The sequence below is a fragment of the Streptomyces sp. AM6-12 genome (assembly GCF_044327085.1).
Taxonomy (GTDB): domain Bacteria; phylum Actinomycetota; class Actinomycetes; order Streptomycetales; family Streptomycetaceae; genus Streptomyces.
The window spans coordinates 974,087-992,255 of the sequence record NZ_JBIQWN010000002.1 but is presented as its reverse complement, the minus strand read 5'-3'; the positions used below and the strand labels follow the sequence as shown (position 1 = coordinate 992,255).

General features: G+C 71.6%; 14 protein-coding genes and 3 pseudogenes. 7 read left to right on the top strand and 10 right to left on the bottom strand.

Annotated elements, in window-relative coordinates:
• Nucleotides 1-64 precede the first annotated feature (64 nt).
• Nucleotides 65-1,126, bottom strand: a complete 1,062-nt coding sequence (locus ACE4Q9_RS32860) for a LacI family DNA-binding transcriptional regulator (protein ID WP_397988145.1) — start codon at nt 1,124-1,126, stop codon at nt 65-67.
• Nucleotides 1,127-1,939: 813 nt separating this feature from the next.
• Nucleotides 1,940-2,110 carry a DUF5670 family protein gene (locus ACE4Q9_RS32855; protein ID WP_011113206.1) on the bottom strand — a complete coding sequence of 57 codons (171 nt, stop codon included), beginning with the start codon at nt 2,108-2,110 and terminating at the stop codon, nt 1,940-1,942.
• Between the two features lie 407 nt (nt 2,111-2,517).
• On the opposite strand from ACE4Q9_RS32855, the pseudogene ACE4Q9_RS32850 reads away from it, so the two are divergent.
• From ACE4Q9_RS32850 to ACE4Q9_RS32840, 3 genes and pseudogenes are all read left to right on the top strand, one after another.
• A pseudogene (locus tag ACE4Q9_RS32850) lies at nt 2,518-2,793 on the top strand (IS5/IS1182 family transposase); the annotation flags it as partial.
• Nucleotides 2,794-3,098: 305 nt separating this feature from the next.
• Nucleotides 3,099-4,889, top strand: coding sequence for a SpoIIE family protein phosphatase (locus ACE4Q9_RS32845; RefSeq protein ID WP_397988144.1), 1,791 nt, complete (start codon nt 3,099-3,101; stop codon nt 4,887-4,889).
• A gap of 258 nt (nt 4,890-5,147) precedes the next feature.
• Nucleotides 5,148-5,414, top strand: a complete 267-nt coding sequence (locus tag ACE4Q9_RS32840) for a hypothetical protein (protein ID WP_397988143.1) — start codon at nt 5,148-5,150, stop codon at nt 5,412-5,414.
• 91 nt (nt 5,415-5,505) lie between these two features.
• Here the strand turns inward: ACE4Q9_RS32840 and ACE4Q9_RS32835 are convergent, their stop codons facing one another.
• Entirely contained in the window at nt 5,506-7,401 is a 1,896-nt protein-coding gene (locus ACE4Q9_RS32835) for an N-acetylmuramoyl-L-alanine amidase (RefSeq protein WP_397988142.1), read from the bottom strand.
• Between the two features lie 624 nt (nt 7,402-8,025).
• Nucleotides 8,026-9,447, bottom strand: a complete 1,422-nt coding sequence (locus tag ACE4Q9_RS32830; RefSeq protein WP_397988141.1) for a hypothetical protein — start codon at nt 9,445-9,447, stop codon at nt 8,026-8,028.
• An 807-nt stretch (nt 9,448-10,254) separates the two neighbouring features.
• On the opposite strand from ACE4Q9_RS32830, the gene ACE4Q9_RS32825 reads away from it, so the two are divergent.
• Nucleotides 10,255-11,184, top strand: a complete 930-nt coding sequence (locus ACE4Q9_RS32825) for an LLM class flavin-dependent oxidoreductase (protein ID WP_397988140.1) — start codon at nt 10,255-10,257, stop codon at nt 11,182-11,184.
• A 343-nt stretch (nt 11,185-11,527) separates the two neighbouring features.
• Nucleotides 11,528-12,076, top strand: a complete 549-nt coding sequence (locus ACE4Q9_RS32820) for an AAA family ATPase (protein WP_397988139.1) — start codon at nt 11,528-11,530, stop codon at nt 12,074-12,076.
• Here ACE4Q9_RS32820 and ACE4Q9_RS32815 read toward each other — a convergent pair.
• The 6 genes and pseudogenes from ACE4Q9_RS32815 to ACE4Q9_RS32790 form a co-directional block, all read right to left on the bottom strand.
• A pseudogene (locus tag ACE4Q9_RS32815) lies at nt 12,042-12,122 on the bottom strand (XRE family transcriptional regulator); the annotation flags it as partial. The gene ACE4Q9_RS32820 and the pseudogene ACE4Q9_RS32815 sit on opposite strands and share 35 nt — an antisense overlap.
• 29 nt (nt 12,123-12,151) lie before the next feature.
• Nucleotides 12,152-12,421, bottom strand: coding sequence for a hypothetical protein (locus ACE4Q9_RS32810; RefSeq protein ID WP_397988138.1), 270 nt, complete (start codon nt 12,419-12,421; stop codon nt 12,152-12,154).
• A gap of 231 nt (nt 12,422-12,652) precedes the next feature.
• Nucleotides 12,653-13,936: an MFS transporter gene (locus tag ACE4Q9_RS32805; protein WP_397988137.1), complete on the bottom strand. Its 1,284-nt coding sequence runs from the start codon at nt 13,934-13,936 to the stop codon at nt 12,653-12,655.
• Nucleotides 13,933-14,472: an ArsR/SmtB family transcription factor gene (locus tag ACE4Q9_RS32800; RefSeq protein ID WP_397988136.1), complete on the bottom strand. Its 540-nt coding sequence runs from the start codon at nt 14,470-14,472 to the stop codon at nt 13,933-13,935. The genes ACE4Q9_RS32805 and ACE4Q9_RS32800 overlap by 4 nt, the downstream gene beginning before the upstream one ends.
• Nucleotides 14,473-14,582: 110 nt before the next feature.
• The gene (locus ACE4Q9_RS32795; protein ID WP_397988135.1) at nt 14,583-14,858 is read right to left on the bottom strand and encodes a hypothetical protein; all 276 of its coding nucleotides are present in this window, start codon (nt 14,856-14,858) and stop codon (nt 14,583-14,585) included.
• 71 nt (nt 14,859-14,929) lie between these two features.
• Nucleotides 14,930-15,052 (bottom strand): annotated as a pseudogene (locus ACE4Q9_RS32790) (ATP-binding cassette domain-containing protein); the annotation flags it as partial.
• A 215-nt stretch (nt 15,053-15,267) separates the two neighbouring features.
• On the opposite strand from ACE4Q9_RS32790, the gene ACE4Q9_RS32785 reads away from it, so the two are divergent.
• Nucleotides 15,268-16,410, top strand: coding sequence for a DUF6183 family protein (locus ACE4Q9_RS32785; RefSeq protein ID WP_397988134.1), 1,143 nt, complete (start codon nt 15,268-15,270; stop codon nt 16,408-16,410).
• 105 nt (nt 16,411-16,515) lie between these two features.
• Nucleotides 16,516-18,033 (top strand): hypothetical protein, encoded by a 1,518-nt coding sequence (locus ACE4Q9_RS32780; protein ID WP_397988133.1) that lies wholly within the window; start codon nt 16,516-16,518, stop codon nt 18,031-18,033.
• Nucleotides 18,034-18,169: the final 136 nt, after the last annotated feature.

Sequence of the window (18,169 nt, the reverse complement as noted above, 5' to 3'; positions counted from 1 at the left end):
GCCCCCGTGGGTGCGGTGCGTCCACCGGGCGGGTCGCAGGGCCCCAAAGGGCCGTGAGGGCCGCTCAGTCAGGGGTGCTACTGCGACGGACGATCAGCCGTGGCTCGATCACCACGCGCTCGTCGTCGCCCTGGGTGGTGCCGGACTCCAGCCGGCTTACCAGCAACCGGATGCTCGCCTTGCCGAGCGCGGCGAAGTCCTGCCGGACGGTGGTGAGCGGCGGGGTGAAGAACTCGGCCTCGGGGATGTCGTCGAACCCCGCGATGGCGACCTGGCCGGGGACCGACAGGCCGGCCTCGCGCAGGGCACGCAACACCCCCAGCGCCATCTGGTCGTTGGCGACGAAGACGGCGGTCACCTCCGGGGAGCCGCGGCCCACCGTTCCCGCGGTCACCCGGCCGGCCAGCTCCTGCCCGGCCCGGTAGCCCGACAACGGGGTCCAGTCGCCCTGGATCGGCGGCGGCACGACGGCACCGGCCTCCTCCAGCACCGAGCGCCAGCCCTTGGCCCGTTCCTCCGCCTCCAGCCAGCTCGGCGGCCCCGCGACGTGCCACACCGTGCGGTGGCCGGCGGCCAGCAGATGGCTCGTGGCCATCCGCGCCCCGAGCCACTGGTCCACGGAGACCACCGGGATCGGCAGGCTGTGCCCGCCCTCCACCGTCACCACCGGGAAGGGCAGACGCAGTTCGGCCAGCGCGGTGACCGCCTCGCGGTGCGGGACTATCACTACGATGCCCTCCACCCCCCAGTCGCTGAGGTGGTCGATCGCCTCCCTGAGGGCGGCGGCCGAGTAGCGGCGCAAGGTGACCGCCGAGACCATGTACCCCTCGTCCCGCGCGGCCTCCTCCAGGCCGAACAGCGTGCTGGACGGGCCGAAGAGCGTCGGGTTGCAGGCCACCACGCCCAGAGTGAGCGTGCGCCGGGTGACCAGCGCCCGGGCCGAGGAGTTCCGCCGGTACCCCAGCTGCTCGATCGCCCTGAGCACGTCCGCCCGGGTCGCCTCCCGCACATTGGGATGGTTGCTCAGCACCCGCGACACCGTCTGGTGCGACACACCCGCGAGTTGCGCGACGTCCGCCATGGTGGGTGGCCTGCGGGGGCCGGTGCTGCCAACGGTCTGCGACATGAGGCTCCGATCCGTGATGCATCATTGTTAGCGCTCACAGGCGAGGGCGTCAAGAGACGTGAACCCGCCTGCCTGCGCCCCGCTCGGCCTGTCCCACGGGCAGTCGAAAAGGCGGCGCCCACCGGTCGCTGGCCGGCCGGGTGTCACGCCCTTTACCGGATCCCCCCAGCGGGACTGCCCGGCGTACGGGCGCGCTCGGCCCGCGCTCGGCACCGCCCGTCGACCGGACGTCACGGCAGGGCGAGGGCGTCGTGAATCGCCGACCGGACCTCCTCATCCCCGGCACGGCAGCCCCAGTGCGCCGACAACCGCCGGTCGTCTGCCTGCACGGGCGCGCGAAGCCGCCCGCGCCCGTGCAGAGACAGGGCCCCGCCACCGACGGGGGACGGTGGCGGGGCCTGGCGTCCGTATGCCCCGGATCAGCCGCCGCATACGGCCCGGACTCACGTGCTGACCCTGCAGCGCTGCGGAGGGCAGGCGCACCGGGGGGCGCAGCGCGCACGCCCCACCGGTCATTACGTCAACTTCTCGTGCGGGCTGCCCTCGCAGGCATCGTGCGGGAGGCCGGCGTCTGCACTCCGACCGCGTCGGAGGCCTTCGCGCGCAGCGGCCCCGCGGACAGGAGGAGCAGGGTTCCACTGCTGGGTCCGCGAGGCCGGTGCATCACTCAGGTACCCCGCGGTGCGCCCGATACGCCCGATCCCTCCCAACCTCTCGTACCGTGACGCTTCTTACGCGAGCGGGGCCCGGCCGTATCCGGCCGGGCCCCACTCACCCTCGCGTGGCGCGCTCAACGCGCCTGGCGTGCATCGGCTACCAGCGGTACCAGCGGCCCTTGCGGCCGCCGCTGTCCGCAGTGCGGACGACAAAGCCCAGCAGCCACACGACAAGCACGATCACCGCGATCCACCACAACGCCTTCAGAGCGAAACCCGCACCGAAGAGAATCAGGGCCAGAAGAAGAACCAGAAGCAGGGGAACCATCGTTATCAACCTCCTGGCCACCGAATGCCCTTACCTGAGGCCGACAAGCCTGCAAAACGGGAGTTACTTCCCCGCGGTCCGGGGCATATGCGCAGGCCTGCGCGCCAGGCCTCCTTCCCCCGGCCCCGCCCCTCACGCACCGTGGCACCAACCCGGTCAACCGCGGTGGTGGGCCAGTGGCCAGGGCGTGCCGCCTCGATGGTCGAAGCGGCAGGCGTTGCCCCGTGCCCGGTGTGCGCGGTGCGCCGGCTCGGGGTCGTACGGGGCGCGGCCCGTCCATCACAAGAGCTGCCCTCACCGCCCACACTCTCGCCCGGACCGAGCGGCTGTGGTTGCAGAGCTCACTGCCGTGTCCTGCATTGAGGTCCCAGCACTGAGAGAGCACCAAAGCCACTGGCGCGGGGGACATCGCGTTCGTGGTCACGGGCGGCAACACCAACGACTGCGCCCGGTCCATCACCGCGATGGAAGCGATCCGGGTGCCCCGCGTCGGACCGGGGCGGTCCCGTATACGGCCCCATCATGTCCTGGTCCCCGGGCGGGCCGACCAAGTCCGCGACCGGGCCCGGCGCGGCAGCCAGGAAGGCCGCCCGCCGGGCTTCGACCGCGAGGCGTACAAACACCGAGACGTCGTGGAACGGTGCTTCAACCGCCTGGAGCAGTGGCGAGGCATCGCGACCCGCCTACTGCGCACCGACCCGCAGCTACACGCTGAGCGCGATCGTCTCGCAGTGGCGCAGTGCCACAGTGGCCTGCCTGAGGTCGTCTGTGGCAACTGACCGGCAGGCCATGGCCATCGTCGTCAGCATCCAACGTGAGTGCGCCAGCATGCAACGTGGGTGCGCCGCAGCCCTTGGAGTGGATCTCTCCGCGGACTTATCGCCCGGCGGGGTAGGGCGGGCCGCGGGTGCGGGAACAGTCCGTAAAAGGCCCTCGGGCGGGCGGCGGCCCGGCCAGGCAAAGGGGATCGGAGAGGGAGACCAGGACCATGATGGGACCGGAGAGCGCGCAGGCCGGGCGGAAGCAGTCCGCGGTGGTGCCCTCTGCTCACCTCGCCCCGGCGCTGGACGCCATCCGGGCGGGAGGCTACGTCGTGGACGAGCAGGGCTGCATTCTCGCCGCCAACAGCCGCGCCGCGGAGTCGCTGGGCCGTACCGCCGACGAACTGGTGGGGCGGGACGCGCACGACCTGCTGCACCGCGGGCCGCAGGGCCAGCAGCTGCCCGCGACGCAGTGCGGCATGCGGCAGGCGTTCCTGGCCGGTTGCCCGGCCCAGGGCGGCGACGAATACTTCGAGCACGCCGACGGCTCCCTGCTCCCGGTCTCCTGGACGATCATGCCGTACGACGTCGGCGACGGGGGCTCCGGCACACTGGTCGTCTTCTACCCCCGCCGGCCGGCCGCCGACACCGAACCGCCCCGGGAGCAGTCCGCCGGAACGCTGACCGACTTCGAGCGGCTGGCCCTGCTGGCCGAGACCACGACACAGCTGACGTCCACGTTCGACGTCGAAGAGGCACTGCGCCGCCTGGTGGGACTGGTCCTGCCGCGCCTCGCGGACTGGGCCGTCATCGACTTGATCACCGAACGCGACGAGGTGTGGCGCACCGTCGTGGCCCAGGCCGACGGCGACGCCGTGATCCGTCACGAGGATTTCGAAGGGCCGATGCCGCCGGTCCCGGAGGAGTCGCTGATGCCCCTGTCGAAGGCGCTGCGGGGCGTCTCCTCCGCCCTCGCCGACCCCGACACCTACCAGGGCACCCCGGACTCGGGCATCACGGCCGAGCAGCGTCGTCTCTTCGACAGCGCCGGCATGCACTCCGCCGCCATGGTGCCCCTGCGCAGCACCCGGGACGTGCTGGGAGCCCTCACCCTCGGCCGTGCCAGCCAGCCGGACAGCTTCACCGTCTCCGACCTGCCCCTGCTGGAGGACATCGCGCGCCGGGCCGGGCTGGCCCTGGACAACGCCCGCCTCTACCAGCGCCAGCGCAAGGTCGCCGAGACCATGCAGAACCATCTGCTGCCCCAGATGCCGCACGTACCCGGGCTCCAGATGGCCGTGCGCTACCTGCCCGCCCCCGACGCCTCGCAGGTCGGCGGCGACTGGTACGACGCCTTCACTTTGCCCGACGGCGCCACCGCGCTCGCCGTCGGCGACGTCGTCGGCCACGACCTGGAGGCCGCAGCGGGCATGGCCCAGCTGCGCAACATGCTGCGCGCCTACGCCTGGGCCCAGCAGGGACCGCCGAGCCGGATCGTCGACCGTCTGGACGAGGCGATCATGCCGATCACCGACGTCACCATGGCCACCCTCGTCCTCGCCCGGGTGACCCGGACCGACGACGGCCACTGGCATCTGTCCTGGACCAACGCCGGTCACCCCCCTCCCCTGCTCATCACGCGAGAAGGCCTGGCCGAGTACCTCACCGACGGCCATGGGCTCCTGCTGGGAACCGGAGTGCGCACCTCGCGGCCCGACGCCACCGTCCTCCTGCCGCCGGGCGCCACCCTCGTGCTGTACACCGACGGGCTCGTCGAGAAGCCGGGCCAGACCCTCGACGAGGGACTGAACCAGCTGCGCCGACACGCTGCCGCCCTCGCCCATCGCCCGCTGCCGTCCTTCACCGACCAGCTTCTGCGCCGGGTCCAGCCGCCGGGCCTCGACGACGTCGCCCTGCTCGCCCTGCGCACCCCCGAGCGTGAGCCCGGCGGCACAGCCCCGTCCAGGCACGTGGCCCGAGGGCATCGAGAGGATGTAACCGGTGGCCACGCGGGATGAGGCGCACCTCGGGGTGCCCACAGAGGTCCGGCCGGCGCAGGGACGGCGGAGGTCGGCGTGGCTCCAGCGGGCCCGTGTCGTTGGCATCCGGCCGCGCCGCAGGCCCTGCGGTGGCCTGGCCGCAGCAGCAACGCGCACGAGGACGGACGCCGAAGAAGCCCGCGCACGGACCGACGTACGGGCTACGCCCCGCAGGCGCACACGGTCCGCGTCGAGCAGCACGACCTGACGCGGCCGCTGTCGACCTTCCGCTCGCCGATGCCCGAACAGAAGCCCGGCTCGTCGGAGCACATGCGGGAGCACGACCTGTCCTTCGAGCACCTGGCGGATGCGGTCGATGCCAGCTCGCAGACCCGGTACGGCAAGCACTGGCAGGGGCCTGATCCGCGGATGCGCCGCACGACGACCATGCCGGTGTACGGCTGGCCGGAGGGCGCGGATCTGTGTCCCGGCCGCTCGGTCGTCGTGCCCGGCGAACGCGAACCGGGCACGACCGAGGCATCAGCGACGGCCTTCCCTGCGTAGCGAAACCTGACCCCGGCAGCTGCGATGCCGGCCGGCCGGCGTTTCCGTTGTCGTCGGCCCCCGAGTAGCCCTCGCGTGGAGCTACCGGTGCCTACCGTGCGGTGACGTCGGAAGCGTAGACCAGAGCGGTGCGGTGGTTGTACTGGATGGTGTACATGCTCTTCCCTCCGGTGACGACCCGGCCGGTGGAGGGGAAGTAGTCGTCGGTGGGAGCGGGTGCGGCGGTGGTGACGTAGGCCTGGCCGGCCGGGATGCTGTAGAAGCTCAGCGGGGCCTGCGTGGAGGGGGAAAGCCCCGCGGGGTATTCGTTCGCGTCCGGGTAGCTCGATCCGTACACCGCCACCGGTGAGGCGCCGTCGGCGCCGACCACCGTCACGTCATGGGCGGGGGTGGTATTGCACCCGTGCGGGTTGAGGAACCAGACCTTCGTGCCGCTGTACCAGATGGCCGTCCAGTCACCCTGTCGGTCGGCGACGACGAACTGCTGCCCGGCCGCCGCGGTGCCGCCCCAGTCGCTGACGCGGTCGGTGCCGACGCCGTCCGGATGGACGGCCTGGTCGCCGAAGATCGGCGCGGTGGCGCTGGGCGCGGTGCGCAGGTAGACGAAATCGGAGGGTCCGGTCCGCTCGGTGCACTCGGGTGTGGCGCCGGTGGGGTCGTCGGACGGGCAGACCTGCACGGTCTGCTGGTTGCGGGCGTATCCGGGGGTGATGGTGACCGCGGAGCCTACGGGGCCCACACCGTGCCGGCCGCCCACCGGGGCGTGCAGCAGCCGCATGAAGCGCTCCCAGTCCCAGGCCGGGCCCGGGTCCCAGTGCATGCCGGAGACGAGGGCCGAGCTGGGTCCGGGCACGTTGTCATGTCCGATGATGTGCTGCCGGTCGAGCGGTATGCCGAAGCGCCCGGCCAGGTACCGGACGAGTTCCGCGCTGGTCTCGTACTCGGTCTGTGTGTACCAGGTGCCGCCCGCGGCGGCGTATCCCTCGTGCTCGATGCCTATGGAGTGCAGGTTGGTCGAGTAGTTGCCCGCCTGGAAGGAGATGTCCTTGGTGGGCACCATCTGGGTCACGGCGCCGTCGGAGGAGCGTATGACGTAGTGCGCCGACCCGCCGCCCGGTTTCTGGAAGGTGTTCAGAGCGGCGTCGTAGGACGACTCGGTGTCATGCAGGACGATCGTGTCGATCCTGATCCCGTTGGCGGGCCGGTCGGACACCTGGCCATTGGCCGTCGCGGCGGGCAGGAAGGCGCAATCGACGGTGGCGGGGCACTCGGTGTCGCCCGTCGCGGCCGTCGCCTTCAGGTGCAGCGCGGACAGTTGCCCGGTGCTCGGCCGCACGCTCGGGGAGGCGGGCAGTTCGATGTGCTGCCCGTCCCGCGTGGTTTCCTCCGCGCCGCTCTCGATGGTGGCGAACACCCGGTCGGCGAAGGCTCCTGCCGCCCGCTGCCCGGAGGAACCGCTGTAACGGGCCACGGCGGCGTACCACTTGGTCGGGTCCTTCGGCGTACCACCGACCGTGCTTCTCGCGTAGGAGGCGAGGAGGGCGGCGCCCCCACGGATGTTGGCGGCGTCGTCCCCGCGCAGTCGCCTCTCGGGCAGCCCCGTCAGCCTGGCGGCGGTCTGGAGGGTGTGCAGGGACGGAGCGGAGGCCAGTTCGCCGAGGTCGGCACGGCCGACCGCACCCGCGTCGCCCGCGGCCAGCATCCCGGTCGTCACCTCGGTCAGGTGCATGGGCCCGTAGCCCCCGCCGGTGCTGCGTTCCCCCGCGTGGGCATCCCAGGCGGACTCGTGATACGCCACGGCGAGCAGGACGGGAAGCGGAACATCGTACTCCGCCGCGGCCCGCTCGAAGGCGTGCTGACGACTGTCGGCCGCCGCCCGATGTTCCGCCGCCTGGGCGGCCGGAGAGGCGGTCGCGACTCCCGCGACCGCCAGCACACCTGCCGCGAGGATCAGTGAGGGCCGCCGACGCGGCTTGCGTTCATGCACGGGTGAGCTACCTGTCTTTCCTGCATCGAATCCGGACCCTGAAGGCCACCATGACGACGTTCCAGGGCCGTTGCGCGGCCTGGAATCGTCTGACTTCCCATCAGGTGATCTGTACATGCTGTGACGATGACCGAGTGCGCCGGGTTCCCGCCCTCGGTTCAGCCGAGCCACCGGGAATCCGGGGTCATGAGACGTCTCGCCTCTGTCCTCGCCCTTGGCGTCCTGCTGTTTGCCGCGCCTCCCCTACACGCCGCGAAAACGCTGGCAACCGCACATGCGGGCCAGGGCAAAGGAGAAGGCCGTCTCCATCGACGGCCTGGTCGGCTCCACCCGCGCCCGGTTCGGGTTCACTGCGGTGCCCGACATCACCGATGACGCCCGCATCCGCGACCGGGAGCCACCGAGCAGCCGCGGTAGATCACCGCCGAGGGCCTCGCCCGGATGCGTTTCCGCGCCAACAACAGCAGGACGCACGGCCTGACCGAGCTGGAGGCCAGCTCCCGCACAAGCGCCTCGTCCCCGGCCGCGTGAGCCTGGGCAAGATGGTTGTCACCAAGGCAGGTGTGCTGGAACCAGGGCCGCCGGGCGGCGAGTGCTGAGCAGAGTTCTGGACGCGGTGCAGTCTCAGCTGTCCACCCCGGCTTCCCACGTGCGCCGGCGCAACACGTGGTCGCTGAAGAGGTGTCTGCTCCGGTCGAGCAGTTCACCCACCTCCGCATCGCCGCGCCGCCCGTCCGGCGACGGATGCCAGCGCTGCACTGATTGCGCGGCCCAGGTGCGCAGCTTGATGTCCGGGTCCTCGAGCAGACCGGCCGCCGCCCGTAGCGCCACGATGCCGCCACACGCGTCGAGCAGCCGGAACGCACCGACGCGGACGTGCCGCGGCCGCTCGGAGCTGGTGTGCTCCAACAGCCAGTCGGCGGGCAGTTCCTCGGCGGAGGGCAGCAGGGCTGTGGCGGTCTCGCGGACGACCCCGGCGGCAGGGTCGTCGAGGAGCGGCCGCAACTGCTCCGCATCCACGCAGTCGAGCACCCGCAGCCCTGCCACCGCTCGCGCCCGCACCCTGGCCGCCGGGTGCACGAGCAGCGGCCGCAGCAGCCCGGCGTCCGCGCGGTCCCCGCACTCGGCCAGCCCGATGACCGCGCCGGGCGGCAACTCGGGGTCGTCGGGCGCCGTGCAGCGCTGTCGGTACCAGGCCGCAGGGTCGCCTCCCCGCTGTCGCACGACATACCGGGCACAAGCGCGCACGAGCGCGGAGCGGTCGCTGAGGAACGGCTCCGCCTGCTCTGACCGTCCCGCCCGTCTCAGCGCGGTGACGCCGGCCGAGCGGGTACGCGGGTTGCGTGCGGACAGGAGCGGAGACAGCACATCCTCATAGGCATCCTCATCACCCAGAGCCGCGAGCGCCGCTGTGGCACACAGGTCCTGGACCACGGTGTCCTGGTCGTGGGCGGCCGCGCGTGCCAGCTCGGCCGGACGCAGCAGACGGCCCTCGACGGCCAGCCGGTACGCGAATCGCCGGACGGTGCGGTCGGGGTGGGCGAAGAGCACAGCGAGCTCTCCGCGGGATGCCTGGCGCAGGATCTGGCGGAGTACGTCGATACCGAAGGCACCTCTGTCGCGGCGGCCGACGCGCAGGATGAGTGGTGCAAGATCGAGGGCGGAGTCCACGGTCAGGGCGTCGGGCAGCAGTTGCCGGGCGTGCTCGCGCACGGGGCCGGCCCAATCGGTGCAGCGGATCACGACCAACGGCAGCAGGCGGGGGTATCGGACCGACTGGCGCAGCGCTTCCTGACGGATCCGTCCGTCGCGGTGGCAGAGGGCGAGTGCGAGCCGAGACTCGCCGAGCTGACACAGGTCGGCGGGCAGCGGGGCGGAGTGCTCCCACTCCGGCAGGAACTGGGAGCGGTACCAGGCCACCTCGCGCACTCCTGCGTCCAGCGCGAGCCAGTCAGCGGGGTCGGCGGCGTCGATCGTGCTGTGCAGCGGCGCACCTTCCGCGAGCCGCGTCGCTGCCGCCGTCCCGTCCTCAATGTCCTCGAGCATTCCCGCCCCCTCCAGCCGTGTGGCCAGATGATCGTAGGAGACGAGGTTCGCGTAGGGCGCCCGAAATATGGTCGCTGATCGCCGAGGGCCGTCGCCCAGTTCCCTGCCCACTGCAAGCAGAGCGCGACGACATCGTGACCCTCTTCGGCGGGGGGTCAAGAACGGCCGGTCGTGCCGAGGCCGCGGCGGAGTTGTGCCACCGCGGTGGCGAAAGCGAGCAGGGCGGTCGAAGCGTCCGGGCGAGGTGCCCGGGGTGGCGGGCGCCGGCGATGAGGCGGGTGTCGACCGGTGGCCCGCCGTGCGCCACCTGCACACGGCCGAGGACAGGTCGTCCGTGGCCTGGACTGCCGTGGTGTAGCGACGTGACACGGCCGGCACCGCAACAGCAGCCGTTGTGGCGGCGTTACCAGGAGCCGGACGACCGGGGCCGGATCGACGACGTGTGCGACGTATGACGCCTGATCACCGAGCCCGGGTCCGACGGTCCGGGGCAGACCGGAGCTGGCTGGGTGACCACCCGTTCCTGCTGCCTGGCCGCACGGCGGCGAACAGCCTGGCAGGAGGGAGGAAGTGTCATGTACCGCTCCGCCGCCCTACGGAGGGGCAACGGCCGCATGCCTCCAGGGAGGAAGAGGCCACTGCTGCATGGCCCGGAGCCGCCTCTGCGGGCCTCGCCGGGCCCGGAGAGGCGGCTCCGGGCCCGGCGGGCGGGGACGGCGGGCTGACGCCGAGCCCGAGCCGGGTTGGACGGTTTCGCCACACGCGCAAAGACCACCGCTCGGCGGGGCGTCGCCCTAGCCTCCTGGCATGCAGCCACCGATCATTTCCGTGCAGGCCCAACCGCAAGACGCCGCCTCTTGGACCGCGTTGGCCCGGCGCGTGGAGGCAGGGGGGTACGACGCGCTGCTCGCGGCCGACCACCCGGGCACCGCCGCCTCCCCCTTCGTCGCGCTGGCCGCCGCCGCGGCGGTCACCGAACGCCTCGGCCTGGGCTCCTACGTCTCCCACGCGGGGGTGCGCGAGCCGCTGCTGCTGGCATCGGACGTCGCGACCCTGGACCTCGTCTCCGGTGGACGCGCGCGCCTGGCCCTGGGCGCGGGCCACACCCCGGTCGAGTGGGAGATGCTGGGCGGGCAGCGGCCGGACGTGGCGGGGCGCGTCCGGCGCTTCCAGGCCGTGGCTGAAGCCTGCCGCGCACTCCTCGCGGGCGAGACCGTCACTCTCGACGGCCCCGAGGTACGCGCCCGCCAGGCCCGGCTCACCAGTCCGCGCCCGGTCCGGGGCGATGTGCCATTCACTTTCGGGGGCGGTAACACCACGCTGCTGCGCTGGGCGGGGGCACACGCGGACATCGTGGCCCTGAGCGGGCTGGGCCGCACCCTCCCCGACGGCCACATGCACGAGGCGCGCTGGAACGCCGAGGACATCGACCGCCAGATCGACCTGATCGAGCAGGGCGCCGCCGGCCGGTCCACCGCCCCGGCGCGCGAAGCACTGGTACAGATGGTGGAGGTCACCGACGACGCCGAGGCCGCGGCCCACCGCATAGCCGGGCAGCTGAACTGCTCCCCGGCCGACGTGCTCACCTCGCCCTACGCGTGGATCGGCACGGCGCGGGAGATCACGGCCGCGCTGGACGAGCACCGAAGCCGTTGGGGGATCACCCGCTACGTCATCCGCGAGCCGCACTTGGACGCGGTGGACCGCCTGCGCGCCCACTTCCCTTCCCCCGCGTAGAACCCAACCCCGTGCGTCATCTGCGAAGTCGGCGACGTTTCTCCTGGGCTGCTTCGCAGGCCGGCCGTCAGACCAAGCCTGCCGACAGCGAAGGCGGCTGGAGGACTCGACGCATGCGGCGGCTCCCCGCGAATCCGACAGCCTGAACGAACCCTTGCCCTTCCCCCCTCGGCGACCATGGGGCGAGCCGGCTTCTTCACCGCGAGCGGCTTGACCTTTCCAGGAACACGGACGCCCGCTCCTGGCTCCTCGCACTGGACGGCGTCGGCGCCTGGCCCGCACCCTGAAGCTGGATTTTCTGGTCTGCCTCCCGCTGAGCGCGGGCGACGCTAGCTTCAGGTGCATGATCGTATGGCTCAACGGCACCCATGGCGCGGGCAAGACGACGACCAGTGCGCTCGTGCAGCAACTGATTCCAAAGTCACGGGTGTTCGACGCCGAGAAAGTCGGCGAAACGCTCATGGACATCAAGCCGGGGCTGCCCCCGGCGGACAACTTCCAGCACTGGCCGCCGTGGCGGACGCTCGTGGTGGACACTGCCCGACGCGTCCTTGACTACACCGGCGGGACCCTGGTTATGCCCATGACGGTCCTGGTCGAGGAGTACTGGCGCGAGATCAGCTCGGGCCTTGCCGAACACGCCGTTCCGGTCCGGCACTTCGTCCTCCATGCCGACCAGGACACCCTTCGCGGACGCATCGCAGGCGACACGGTTCTCGGCCCCGACTCCCCGTTCCGACTCCGCTACCTTGAGCCCTATGCCGAGGCGGCCCGCACATGGCTGCACGCCGAGGCCCAGGTCGTGGACACCACGCACCTCACCCCCGCCCAGACCGCCCAGCAGATCGCAGCGGCCGTCAGAGCTTCGACCGCAGGTGCGCGATGTCCGTGAACCCGGCCTCTTCCAGGCTGCCGGCGCGGCGGCCGCCGTCCTGGAAGCCCCGTGTACAGCGGGGTCGGCTCATGCCTACGTTTCACTGATGTGAGGGTGCACGGGAGGCGTCTGGGGAGCCAGCCAGCGCTGGACCAGGAGTCTCTCCCCATGGTCGCCGATGCCCGGCTCGGGGCCGGTGTCGGTGGTGGGCGCGACGACGGCGCTGGTCTGCGTGGCCGGGCCGCAGCGCCACCCGTACGGCATCTCGGTCGGGAAGTCGTAGTCGTCGTCGAAGCCGGTGAAGTAGCCGTGTTCGCCGAGGTCGACGAGGTCGACGGTGAACGTCGCTTCGCGGATCGGCATGGGACCCTCCTTCAGTCGACGCGGCCTGCGTTGATGGCTCGCCGCACGCGCGCAGTCGGTCTGGGCCTCCGTTCCTGGTCCGGCTGCCCTGGCGTCTGCGGTGGCCAGGCTTCGCCGCCGGCGGTCGACGCGGGAACCCGCAAGTCGCGGTCCACCGCACGGTCCAAGAGGCTGACGGGTAGTCACTGCGCGTACCGCCGGCGGCTTGGTGTGACGCCTTAGCGGCAGGCGTCACACCGGGTCGGGTGCGCTTTCCCGCGTGGGGCTCGTGGCTGCCGGGTGGTCCGGGGCGGCGGCACGCAGCGCCGCTTCGACCCGGCGGTTGCTGGTCATGGATGCCGTGACGGCCGTCATCGTCAGGAGGAGTACCGCGGCGGCGTAGAGCGGGGTGCGGATGTCGTAGGCGGTGGCCAGCCAGCCGCCGAGGAAGGCTCCGGCGGGGGCGGCGCACATGGCCAGCATGCGGGAGGTGGAGGCGACCCGGCCCATGAGGTGCGCCGGTACGATCGCCTGCCGGAGGGAGGGCCCGAGCACCATCGTGGCCCCCATGCCGGCCCCGCAGACGGCGAGCGCCAGCCCGGCCGCGTACGGGTTCGGGGCGGCGGCAAGGCCCAGGATGGCGAGCCCCTCGACCGCGGCCGTGCAGGTCAGTGCGGTGCCGGTGCCCAGTCGTCGGCCGAGGTGGGAGGCGATGGCCGCGCCGAGCAGGCCGCCGGTGGCCTCCGCCGTGAGGAGCAGACCGAAGCCGTAGCCGTCGATGCCGAGGCGGTCGTGCGCGAAGAGGGCGAGGACGGTCTCCACCGCGAGGAAGGCGACGTTCCCGACCGCCGGACGGAGCGCGAGACCGAGCAGCACCCGGTCCCGGAAGACGTACGTGGCCCCGGCCCGCGCCTGCCGAAGCAGCGACTCGCGGATCTCCGGCTCGGGCCGGGGCATGGCGGGCAGCGTGCGTACGAGGAGTGCGGACAGCAGGAACGACACCGCGTCGGTGAGCAGCGGAACCGCCCGCCCGAGCGCGAGCAGGGCGCTGCCCGCAGGCGGCCCCGCGAAGCCGGACATGGCGGTCTGGGCCCCGCGCAGACGGGAGTTGGCGCGCTCCAGGAGTACGGGGTCGCGGCGGAGCAGATCCGGCAGATAGGCCGTGGCGGCCGTATCGAAGAAGAGTCCGCCGAGGCCGAGCAGGAAGGCGAGGGCCGCGAGCAGCGGAATGCTCAGGACGCCGAGCACGGCCGCCGCCGCGGCTGTCGCGAGCAGCGCCGCACGGGCCGTGTCCGCGACCCACATCGTGCGCCGGCGGTCCCAGCGGTCCACCAGTGCGCCGCCGAGCACCCCGAAGATCAGCCACGGCAGCGTTCCGGTGGCCGTGACGGCGGCGAGCGCCATCGGATCCCGCGTCAACGCCAGCGCGAGCAGTGGCAGTGCGGCCTGTGTCACCCCGTCACCGAGCGAGGAGATCGTCTGCGCGGTCCACAGCCGCCCGAACCCGGACGGCAACTTCCGTATCTCCGAGGTCACTTGGCGTCTCCCTCGGCCTGCTCGCGGGTTGCCGGGTGGAACAGCGCGAAGACGAGTGAGGCGTCCGGCAGCGCTGGATCGGACAGCTCCCGGTACTCGTCCGCCAGTGCCTGGAGACGCGCGCCCAGCTCCGCGAACTGCTCGTCGGTGAGCCGCAGATGCGCCATCCGCACGTGCCGCTCGGCATCCACCGGCGACGCCTCCAGGTCCGCCACCGCGTGCCGCATCAGCACGTCCGGGCCTCCCTCGCCCGGATCCGGCAGCACGATCGCCCGCGCGGCCATCGCGTAGTACCGCTCGGTGACGCCCCGGACCTTCCGCGTCCGCACCACCTTCACCAGCCCGGCTCGCTCCAGCAGCCGTACGTGGTAGCTGGAACTCCCCTTCGCGAGGCCCACCCGCTCGGCGATCTGCGTGATCGTGGCCGGCTCGAAGCGGAGCACGGCCATGATGCGGTGACGCGTGAGGTTGGAGACGGCGCGCAGCTGTTCGTCGGTGGTGACGTGGAACGTCTCGGGAAGGTCGTCGGTAGGCATGCGAGCAATGGTCAACAGTTCTTGACCATTATGCAAGGGATTATTTCGCGCCAACTTGTCTGAAAGCTACTCGCGGCGAGTCCGCCAGCCTGCGACCGGGTGGGGCTCTGTCAGTGCCGGCGGTCGGCTGCCGAGGTGGCCAGTTCGGCGAGCTTGGTGGAGTCCGGCAGGCCGGTGAGTTCGGCGCGCGCTTGTTCGGCGCGGGAGGATGCCATCCGGGCCGCCTCGGTGAGAGCGCCCGTGCGGGTCAGTACGGCGAGGATGTCCCGGTGTGCGGTGACGGGGTCGGTGCCGCCGCGGAAGACGGCGGTCAGGCGGTCGCGGTCGGCTCCGCCGGCGGCTTCGTAGGCGAGCAGGACGGAAAGGGTGGGCTGGAGGTTGGCCACGTCGCTGATGGCTGTCTTGCCGGTGACCTGGTCCGCGGCGGTGTACGGGAGCAGGTCGTCGCGGATCTGGGTGTCGACTTGCCCGCGCCGTTCTCCCCGACGATCCCGGCCAGCGCACCAGGTCGCAGGTCAAGGTCCAAGCCCCGCAGAACCTCGCGACGACCGTACGCATGACGTACGTCTCTGACCTCCACCGCTTCCCCCAGGCTCGTAGACCGTGCCACGCACGCGCACTCGCTGCTGACCACTCGCCGTTACGGCAAGGTTAGGCATCGGATGCGGACAAGGAGCAGATGGGGGCGCTGGTTAGCCCGCATGAGTGAAGCCCGCCTGGTAAACGTGGCCGGGAGCTGAGCCGAGAGGTGACGGAAGCGGCCTCCTCGAACCAGCCATCCCATAGGCTCACGTCGTGAGCGACGAGATACAGAAGATCGTGACGGAACTGCCCGGCCTGCAGAGCGTGACCGAGGTGTGGGACATGGCCGAGCGCAGGCTCGACCAGGGCGATATCGCCTTCGTAGGCGATCTCGGCATCGCTCTCACCGGTCGGTACGGCTCGTCTGCCGGTCAGGTCTGGCAGTACCGCAGTGTCTTCGACCGTCTCCTTCGGCTGTTGACCATGGCTGCGGGCCAGGAGTGTGTCGAGCAGGCCCTGCGGCTCGTGTCGGCCGCCTCGCCCGGCAAGAGGAAGCTGGCCCGTTACGCGGCTTCCCTTCTGGCCCATGGTCAGACCCCGGAGGACCTGGCCGTCGCCTTCGCCGGCGGCAGCTCGCGCGCGACGGCCTCGGAGGAGCTTCGTGCCTGTCTCGTGCACGAGTTGGTGCTCAGGGGCGTCACGATCACGGAGTCGCCGGCCATCCAGGCGTGGGCGACGTCACGGCACTGGCACCACCATCCGCTCGCGTGGCTGCCGTTGGAGCTGTCGGTGATCGAGGCGGCGCCGCCTCTGCCCACCTACTCGGTGGGTGGGGCCAGTTACCCGATGCCGTACGGCCCACAGGACGGCCCCGGCGTCGCACTGGGCCGCGTTCCCCGCCTGCCGCGAGCGGTCGAGACGACGACGGAGGAGTTCGGCGAGGCCGCGACCGCAGCGGTGGCCAACTGGGCGGAGGAGTCCAACGGCCGCAGCGAGGCCAGAACGTACGAGCTGGCGGAGCCGGTCGAGGCGGGGGTCCTCCCCGGCCTGTTGGCGGCACTGGGGCTGGAGTGCCTGAGCGGCGTCGGTCCGCGTCAGTCCTTCGCCCTCTCCGCCTGTCGACCGGAACACGCCTGGCGCATCCTGTTCGCGGCGGCGTCGACCGGTGGCGCGTACAACAACGGCGCCTACGGCGCTTACGGGCGACTGGCGGCCTGGCGTTCCCTCACCGCTCTGTCCGGGGCATCCACGACGGCGCCGGTCGGTGAAGTGGAGCGGCACATCCAGGAATGCGACTGGTACGGCTTCGAAGCCGCCACGAAGTGGTTCGAGCGCGTGGCGTGGGACATAGGACTGGTGTCCGTCGGCCCAGGGGCTCGGCGCATCGCTGTACTGGCGGCCACGGACACCGACTGATCCTTGATGAGGTCGAGCAGTTCTCTGCCTTGTGGGGCGCTCTACGGCTGCTGATCATCAGGTAAAAAGACCCAGGGATCGGCGATGCGGTCCTAGGTTCCCTATGTGAACAGGTTTACGAGAGCTGCGGCGCTTCTCGCCGCGACCATGGCCACCGTCGGCACCGCATGGAGCACGGCACCGGTGGCCGACGCCACCAGTACGGCGGCGTCCGGTTCGGTCACCGTGCATGCCGACCAGACGCTGGCGAGCGTCGGCGAGGATGCACTGGGTGTCGACGACTGGCAGACCGACTCCGAGGCGGGTGCGTCCGCCGCCGGCCGTCTGCTGCGCGCGGACGGGGTCCGGCTGCGGGAGCTGAGCACCGGCCCTTGGGACGACACCTACCGGTGGCGGACCAACTCCTTCGATCCCGACCCCATCACCGGCGATCCCTCGCCCAAGGCGGAGCCTTGGCAGTCCTGGGCCGCGCACGTGCAGAAGACCGGCGCGCAGATGATGGTCCACGTCAACTACGGCAGCACCGCCGACGACGGGCCCGCGGGCACGGACATCGGTCCGCAGGAGGCCGCGGCGTGGGTGCGGCAGGCCAACATCGTCGACCACGACCACATCAAGTACTGGGCCATCGGCGAGGAGGTGTGGGGCAACGGCTACATGTACCCGCATGCGACCGAGCCGGATCACCACGCGGTGAAGACACCGGCCGAGTACGGCCGGAACGTGGTGAGGTTCGCCAAGGCCATGAAGGCGGTCGACCCGTCGATCAAAATCGGCGTCGAGCTGGCGCCGTTCGCCTCCATCGGCGGCAAGGACTGGAACGACCCGGTGCTCGCCGCCGCCGGCGACTCGGTCGATTTCGCCGATGTCCACTGGTACAACTACGGCCAGGGTGCCGCCGGGAACACCGACGCCGCGCTGTTCGCCAGCACCGGCCGGATCGCCCCGACCATGGCCGCCGTCCACCAGCAGATCACCGCGAACCTCGGGGCGCACGCACGCCAGGTGCAGACCGTCATCGGCGAGACCAACACCACCTCGGCCGACCCCGGCGTACAGAGCACGACCATCCCGTCGGCGCTGTACGCCGCGGACGACGTCACCACCTGGCTCGAACAGGGAGCCGCCGACGTCTCCTGGTTCGACTCCCGCCACAAAGCACAACAGGACCACGCGGGATCACCCGACGACCCGGACGGGCTGGGCTACGGCACCTGGGGCATGCTCTCGGACGGCCCCCGGTCCTGCCAGACGAACACCCAGGGCCAGCAGGTCTGCGAGCCCCCGCTCAACACCCCCTACCCCAGCTACTACGGCTACGGAATGGCCGCCCGGCTCGCCGCACCGGGCGCACGGCTGGTCAGCACCACCGGCGCCGGCGCGATGATCGTGACGCACGCCGCCGTACAGCGGAGCGGAACACTCGTCGTCCTCATCGAGAACGAGGACCCGCAGGCAAGCCACGAGGTCCGGCTCGACTACACCGGCTACCGCCCCGCCCGCACCGGCACGGCCTACACCTACGGCGCCGGCGCCACGACACCGACCAGGTCGCCCGGCTCGGCGCGCTCCGTCCGTCTCGCCCCGTACAGCATGACGGAACTGGTGCTGGCCCGGCGTTGACGGCGCCCTGGTGGCAACTGCGGCCGCGCAAGCCCGGCAAGCTCCACACCGACCGGGGCTGCGGGCGCCACGCCACCGACCGGGACCCGCGCCCGCCGGGAGCGCTCCACGGGGTCCGGACCGGCCACCGCCGGTC

Coding starts and splice junctions, on each gene's coding strand:
- ACE4Q9_RS32830 (WP_397988141.1), bottom strand. CDS start 9,447: ATGCTCGAGGACATTGAGGACGGGACGGCGGCAGCGACGCGGCTCGCG.
- ACE4Q9_RS32855 (WP_011113206.1), bottom strand. CDS start 2,110: ATGGTTCCCCTGCTTCTGGTTCTTCTTCTGGCCCTGATTCTCTTCGGT.
- ACE4Q9_RS32840 (WP_397988143.1), top strand. CDS start 5,148: ATGCCCGAACAGAAGCCCGGCTCGTCGGAGCACATGCGGGAGCACGAC.
- ACE4Q9_RS32800 (WP_397988136.1), bottom strand. CDS start 14,472: ATGCCTACCGACGACCTTCCCGAGACGTTCCACGTCACCACCGACGAA.
- ACE4Q9_RS32820 (WP_397988139.1), top strand. CDS start 11,528: ATGATCGTATGGCTCAACGGCACCCATGGCGCGGGCAAGACGACGACC.
- ACE4Q9_RS32860 (WP_397988145.1), bottom strand. CDS start 1,126: ATGTCGCAGACCGTTGGCAGCACCGGCCCCCGCAGGCCACCCACCATG.
- ACE4Q9_RS32810 (WP_397988138.1), bottom strand. CDS start 12,421: ATGCCGATCCGCGAAGCGACGTTCACCGTCGACCTCGTCGACCTCGGC.
- ACE4Q9_RS32845 (WP_397988144.1), top strand. CDS start 3,099: ATGATGGGACCGGAGAGCGCGCAGGCCGGGCGGAAGCAGTCCGCGGTG.
- ACE4Q9_RS32825 (WP_397988140.1), top strand. CDS start 10,255: ATGCAGCCACCGATCATTTCCGTGCAGGCCCAACCGCAAGACGCCGCC.